This is a genomic window from Streptomyces sp. NPDC005181 (genome assembly GCF_040608395.1).
In the GTDB taxonomy this organism is placed as follows: domain Bacteria; phylum Actinomycetota; class Actinomycetes; order Streptomycetales; family Streptomycetaceae; genus Streptomyces.
This window is the reverse complement of record NZ_JBEXID010000197.1, coordinates 1-4,727: the sequence shown is the minus strand read 5'-3', so window position 1 is coordinate 4,727 and position 4,727 is coordinate 1. Positions and strand designations below refer to the sequence as shown.

Genomic DNA, 4,727 nt, shown 5'->3' with positions numbered 1-4,727 from the left:
ATGACCCTCAACGAGCAGATCTCCGAGATGAACAAGCTCATCGAGGGCCGGTTTCGCGAGCACGAACTCGCCGACATCGTCCTGAGCGTCCCGGGTTCGCCGCCGTTCATGAGGCAGTAGCCGCGTTCGAGTCCCCAGACGCCGCCCGAGGTCCCGCAATCCAGGTAATGAATACGGCGAGGAGCAGGCTGCGCTGCACGGGCGATGTCGTCGCGGTAGTAGGAGTTGCCACCGTCGATGACCGCGTCGTCCGGGTCGAGGAGCTCGGTCAACTGGTCGAGGGTGGGCTGTACGACAACGGCAGGCAGCATGAGCCAGACGGTCCGTGGCCGCTCCAGCTTCGCCACCAAGTCGCGAAGCGAGCCGGCGGCGACGGCGCCCTCGCCCTCCAGCCCCTTACGGCACTTTCGTTGAGGTCATAGACCACACAGTGGTGGCCATCGAGCATGAGCCGACGCATGAGGTTCGCGCCCATCCGGCCAAGTCCGATCATGCCGAGCTGCATGGGAGTTCGGTAGCCATGGCTGCTCTCCTGTGGGACGGGGCCCTAGCGCTTCAGGGCGCGGTAACGACGGACGAGGGCGCTGGTCGACGAGTCGTGGGTGAACTCCCGATCGGCGTCGGAGGTCAGTTCCTGGGTGATCTGGGCCGCGAGTAACCGCTGCCACAGCGTGTAGGCGACAGGTGCCATGCCCATAGGAATCACGGGATGCCCAGAATTTGCCTTTTGAATCGCGTCCATGCACAGTCCGCGAATCGTGTTCACCGACAGCGTGTCCAGGTCGGTCATCGCTACACAGCCCTCCATGCTCTCGAGGGATGTCCACGCCTGCTCCCTCGCAGTAGCCGCGTGCCCCCGCCGACCAGGGCGATTCAGGACCCGGCAAGGGAGGAGATGAGCAACCGTCGCGACCAGGCAGGACGGCGCCGCCGCGGCCCGCGGCGGGAGCGGATCGGCGGTATCCCGCGCACCAGGGTTTCCAGAGCCTGGCTGTCGTGCAGATTCGCACCCGATGAGGCTGTCCGGACGGCGGGAGCGGCTACCGATATTCGTGCCGGTACCACCGGCCGTCACACGCGGTGTTCCTGCTCCCAGATGGCTCTGGTGACGGCGGCAGGGCGTGGAAGAAGTTGCCCGTCGAGGTAGAGGTCCACGTGTTCATTGTAGAAGGCGACCAGTCCGGCGATGGGCGTTACCTGCCGGGTTGGGAAGTCGTACGCCCAGGCGAGGTCGGGGTAGGTGGCCGTGTCGGTTGTGACAGACCAGTAACCGCTGGTTTTGCCTTTATAGGGGCAGCTGGTGACGGTGTCGGTGGGCTGCATGCGTGTCCAGTCGATGCGCACGCGGTCGAGGTAGTAGCGCGTCGGGAGGCCTGTCTCCAGCACCATCACCGAGGACGGCGCGTCTGCGAGCACGGCTCCGTCGAGCATGACGCGGACACTGCGGCTCGACCGCAGCGCGTCGACGCGGGTGTAGGGGCTGCGGGGGTGGACGAAGACCTGCTCGTCCTCCTCGAACCATGCGTCGATGGCCTCCCAGCGGAAGCTGACGGAGCCGGAGATAGCGGGTGGAGCGTCGTCAGCCCATTCCCAGGCCGCGCCCGAGCGGGTGAGCGCGCCCAGCCGGAGGGTGTGGCGGCGCGCCGTGCCGATCCGTAGTGCCACGTTTCGGCCCTCGTCGAGGAGCACCCCGTCCCGGATGTCCTCCCGAGGGATGCAGTACTGCGGGTAGCCCGGCCACAGCCACACATATCGTGCTCGCACGGTGTCGAGGACGGGAAGGTTTGCCGCGTAGCCGCGGATGCGGCGCGGAACAGGCTCGACATGGCCGACCGGGACGATCATTTCCGGGTAGTCCGGTGTGTACTGCTTCATGACGCGTGTCCTCGTGGCGGTTCATGCCGGCTCTGCGGGGCCAGAGACCCTAAACAGCCCATCGGCACCAGGCAATCACGGGGGCGGCTGTCCAGCATCTTGTGCCTCAGACAGGCTGGAGAAACTCGACGGGTACCCGGAGCGCTCCCGGGCCCCGGCCGGGCTCCCAGCGGATCCCCGGGGGCAGAGGGTTCCGTAGCACGCCCGGTCGGCCACGAGCCTCCGCTGCACGGCTTGGTCCTGGCGGAGCCGAGTTCACCAGCGATGAGGAGGCGAGGGCCTTCGTGCCTTCTCCGGGGTGCCTCGCAGAGGTCACCGACGACGCCCGCTTCACCGGCGGCAGGCTCGTCCGGGCGTCTCGGAGCGAGGTTCTGGCTTGGCTTGCCGAGTACGGCGTCCGTCCGGGCTCCTCTTGACGATCAGCTACGGACCTCACTGACCACTAGTTTCAGTCTCTGCACTCCGAACGACGGAGACGGCCGCCTCGGCCGCTTCCGCTCCCGCTCCAGCCACGCCAGCGAGAGCCCCAAGAGCTCAAACGAAGCGTGAAGCTGATGGTCCCTGTGGAAGAGGGCATGTTCCTCGCCGGGCCGGACAACATGCCGACCTGGGAGAAGGTTCCCCATCGACGTCTACCCGACCACCAACGAGGACTACGCGCGGTTCGTCCGGGCCACCGGCCACCGGGCCCCGCAGCACTGGCCGGGCGGGAAGTGCCCGGACAGCATCTTCGATCACCCCGTGGTGTGGGTGACGTGGCACGACGCCACCGCCTACGCCGAGTGGGCCGGTAAGACCCTTCCGACGAGCCAGCAGTGGGAGAAGGCGGCCCGCGGCTCCAAGGGCCGCGCCTACCCGTGGGGGGACGCGCCGACGGCCGCGAAGTGGAACGTCCTCGACTCCGGCATACGGCGCACCACGCCCGTCACGCACTACCAGTCGGGGGTGAGCCCGTATGGGGTGTTCGACATGTACGGGAACACCTGGGAGTGGTGCGCCACCGAATCGGAGCCCGACCGGTACGAGTTGAAGGGCAGAGCGTTCACCAGGCCGTTCACGCGGGCGGCCCCCTCCCTGGTGAACGACGCCAACGCCACCATGTCCGACAACGACACTGGGTTCCGCTGCGTCAGCACCACCGGGTGACCGGCCCGGCCGCCCCCGGTGGCGGCGGCCGTCCTGCTCCTAGTAACCCCTCGGCGGCGCCGGAGGCCGGTGATCACGGCGGCGGGCGTACCCGCGGCCCGGCCTCAGCTCATGTGGCGCGCAGGGCGTCGCGCACGACCAGGTTCAACTACCAGGCCCGGTCGGCGCAAGGACCTTTTAGTGGCCCAGTAGCCGGTCAATGGTCGGGGCACCAGCAGAACGAGCCGTGGCACGCGTAGCAGCGCGGACGACCGGCACACCGGCACGACTGCCCGCAGTTCACGGGCTCGGTGTGCAACTTCACCTCGTCCGGGTTGCCCGGGTCGTAGGCGGTGCGGCAGTCCCGGCAGGAAACCTGTCCAGGCGGGAGGTCTTCAGCGCCTGACGTCGGCGGCGACTCCGCGACCGGCGACGGCCCGAGATCCCGCCCCGCGTCTGGGTCCTCATCCTCGAAGAGCCGAAACACCATGATGTCGATCCACTGGTCGGACATGGTGGCATCCTCCCAGGCGGCCGCCGTCGTCGACGCGGTGCCGCCGTCAATCCACCCATAGCGTGAACTAACAGGTGGACCGCCAGAAACCAGACCCACAGATCGGGGCCTTACGCGGCCGAACTCTGAGTCGCCGGTGGATTGGACGTCGGAAGCGCCAGCTGGGCGCCACGGGGCCACGCAGCCGGCTTCGGCCCCTCTGGGGCGCTCAGTACTCCATGTCCTGCCGCATTGATGGCGATATTTGAATTTGGCTCTGACCGCGATTGCGTGATGTCCGAAAGCGCGGACGCAAAGCTGTATGCCAGAGTGAGAACCATGCCCCGCCCCGAGTTTGATGACGAGCTGACCCCATTCCTTGAGGGGTCTACTTCGGCATCATGGTCTGTTAGAGCGGCCTCAGGCCGGCGTCTGGCAGTCGTCGCGGAGGTTCCCGAAGTAGCTGAGGTCCTGCACCGGCTGTTGCTGGATGGTCGCGACACTTTCGTCACTCAAGAGACGGCGGAGGCTCTGCTCGGACGCTGGGACGTGCTTGGTCTGCGCATGGTGCTGGCCGCGCTCGCCAGCGCGGATGACGACACCGGCGATCACCTTGATGCCGCAATCCTCAATGTCTGCGGTCAGTCCGAGGAGGACGGGGAACGGCTCGCGGCACTGTGCTCAGTGTTGACATCGGATGCGGATACCGCCGTAAGTGGGGAAGCCCGCAGGATTCTCGAACCACTGAGGTGACCTGCCCGCTACTTACCCTGAGTGAGGATTCGGGTTCGGAGGAGCGTGAAGGAGGCCCGTCCGTACATCGCTCTCTTGAACGTTTTGACCCGGTTGACGTGGCCTTCGGCGACGCCTGAGCTCCAGTGCAGCGTAAGTCCGGCAGTGACGGCGTCGAGGTCCTGGCGGAGGAAGCCAGCGAAGCCGCTCATCGGTCTGGGGGCGTCCAGTTCCGCCTGGCGGATCCATTCGAGGACGAAGGCTCCCCGACGGTTGCGGACGAGGTCGGTGAAGGCTCGCGCGAGGTCGCAGGCCCGAGTGCTGTCCGGGCAGGCGAGCCGGACTTCGAGAAGCCGTTCTTCCTGCTGGCCCGTGAGTGCCTCACGGGGTTTCATGATCCAGCCGGTGACCAGCTGGTCGAGGAGTGCCTGACCCGCGCCGGCCTGTGGAAGGAAGTACGGGACCGGCTCCGCCAGCCGGGCGGCGCGCTGTCCGGTGGTCA

Annotated in this window: 5 protein-coding genes and 3 pseudogenes; 3 read left to right on the top strand and 5 right to left on the bottom strand. The window is 67.1% G+C overall.

Features of this window, described 5'->3' with window-relative positions:
* Positions 1 to 143 (top strand): annotated as a pseudogene (locus ABZV38_RS39670) (IS110 family transposase); the annotation flags it as partial.
* Here ABZV38_RS39670 and ABZV38_RS39665 read toward each other — a convergent pair.
* The 4 genes and pseudogenes from ABZV38_RS39665 to ABZV38_RS39650 all read right to left on the bottom strand — a co-directional run.
* A pseudogene (locus tag ABZV38_RS39665) lies at positions 138 to 448 on the bottom strand (NAD(P)-binding domain-containing protein); the annotation flags it as partial. The pseudogenes ABZV38_RS39670 and ABZV38_RS39665 sit on opposite strands and share 6 nt — an antisense overlap.
* A 99-nt stretch (positions 449 to 547) precedes the next feature.
* Positions 548 to 790, bottom strand: a complete 243-nt coding sequence (locus ABZV38_RS39660; RefSeq protein ID WP_356333736.1) for a ribulose phosphate epimerase — start codon at positions 788 to 790, stop codon at positions 548 to 550.
* A gap of 128 nt (positions 791 to 918) precedes the next feature.
* A pseudogene (locus tag ABZV38_RS39655) lies at positions 919 to 1,008 on the bottom strand (IS5/IS1182 family transposase); the annotation flags it as partial.
* A 63-nt stretch (positions 1,009 to 1,071) separates the two neighbouring features.
* A complete protein-coding gene (locus ABZV38_RS39650; protein WP_356333734.1) occupies positions 1,072 to 1,875 on the bottom strand; it encodes a DUF427 domain-containing protein in 804 nt (267 codons plus the stop codon).
* 561 nt (positions 1,876 to 2,436) lie between these two features.
* Between ABZV38_RS39650 and ABZV38_RS39645 the strand changes: the two genes are divergently transcribed.
* Positions 2,437 to 3,021: an SUMF1/EgtB/PvdO family nonheme iron enzyme gene (locus ABZV38_RS39645; protein WP_356333738.1), complete on the top strand. Its 585-nt coding sequence runs from the start codon at positions 2,437 to 2,439 to the stop codon at positions 3,019 to 3,021.
* 811 nt (positions 3,022 to 3,832) lie between these two features.
* Positions 3,833 to 4,246, top strand: coding sequence for a hypothetical protein (locus tag ABZV38_RS39640; protein ID WP_356333732.1), 414 nt, complete (start codon positions 3,833 to 3,835; stop codon positions 4,244 to 4,246).
* 8 nt (positions 4,247 to 4,254) lie between these two features.
* Here ABZV38_RS39640 and ABZV38_RS39635 read toward each other — a convergent pair.
* Positions 4,255 to 4,727 (bottom strand): transposase (locus tag ABZV38_RS39635; RefSeq protein ID WP_356333729.1); only part of this gene is annotated, 473 nt, incomplete at its 5' end.